This is a genomic window from Dactylosporangium sp. NPDC005572 (genome assembly GCF_040605515.1).
In the GTDB taxonomy this organism is placed as follows: Bacteria; Actinomycetota; Actinomycetes; order Mycobacteriales; family Micromonosporaceae; genus Dactylosporangium.
Map to the genome: position 1 here is coordinate 1 of NZ_JBEXCY010000480.1, position 1,159 is coordinate 1,159.

At 66.7% G+C, this 1,159-nt stretch carries 2 protein-coding genes; both read left to right on the forward strand.

All coding sequences use genetic code 11. The annotated features are described in order from the left end of the window. On the forward strand, positions 1 to 268 hold a 268-nt coding region (locus ABZS66_RS61795), incomplete at its 5' end, for a hypothetical protein (RefSeq protein WP_354774315.1). A gap of 97 nt (positions 269 to 365) precedes the next feature. Then, positions 366 to 1,159 (forward strand): FIST N-terminal domain-containing protein (locus ABZS66_RS61800; RefSeq protein WP_354774317.1); only part of this gene is annotated, 794 nt, incomplete at its 3' end.

The window sequence follows — 1,159 nt, forward strand, 5'->3', positions numbered from 1 at the left end:
CGGCGACGGCGCCGTCCACCTGGTCGCGGATGGCCTGGTCGGCCGCCTGCAGATAAGCGCGGGTCGGCGCCTGGCGCGAGTCCTGGCACCAGAAGGACCGCTGTTGGGACGCACGGGTGGACGCGAAGTGGTCGCTGAGATGATCTCGAACGGTGCGTCGACCGATCTGCCGATCGCAGCGCTACGCGCGCTGAAGGCAGCGCCTCAGCGGTCCGCGCCGCATGGCGGCGGCAACCAGATTCGCCAGTCGTCCGACGTGTTCGTCTAGGACTTCCAGTCTCGGCTGCGTGAATTCCAATCTTTGGACCGAATTATACAATATGTCTAGTATGATACGCTAATCTTGTTATGGTGGGGAGAATGGGATGGACTTTCGTCTGGGCTTGGGCCTGAATGAAGGTGGTCGCAGCGGCGTCGCACCGCCGGCGGCGCGGTGGCTATCGGTCGGCAGTGCGGGCGCCCGAGAGGGCGCCGCTGGCTATGACGCAGGACGCCTGGCAGCACTCGAGGCGATCACCGGCGAGGATCTGCGTCTACTGATTGTCTTTTGCGCCAACACGCCTGATCCTGCGGCGGTATTGGCCGGCATTGCCGCGGTTGCTCCGGGCGTTCCCTTGATCGGGTGTTCGTCGACAGTGGCCATTGATTCAAGCGGTCCGCGGTGGGACGGGGTGGTCGTCACCGCGCTCGGCGGGACGGGCCTGTCGGCTGCGACCGGTGTCGGGCGGGACGCAGCCGCAGGACTGCAGGAGGCGGGCGCTGCTGCGGCGACCGGCGCGACGCAACTGGTCGAGCGTGGACACCATGTTTTGGTGCTACTTGCCGATGGTCAGGTCTTGAACCACGAGAGAATCCTCGCTGGGGCCTATTGCGTGGTGGGTGCGAGCATGCCGTACGTGGGGGGTGCATCCAGCCCGGACGCCGCGTTCGGCGGCACGTACGAGCTGTTCGGGACGGAAGTGCTCACCGGCGGTGTGGTTGGTGCCGCGATCCAGTCGGACGGGCCGTTCGGAGAGGCTGTCGGGCACGGCTGGCGGAGGGTCGGCGAGCCCATGATCGTGACGCGCAGTGCGGGCGGGGACATCTACACGCTCGACGAGAAGCCGGCGCGCGTCGTGTATCTGGACCGGTTGGGCGCGCCCGAGGATGCCTACACGGA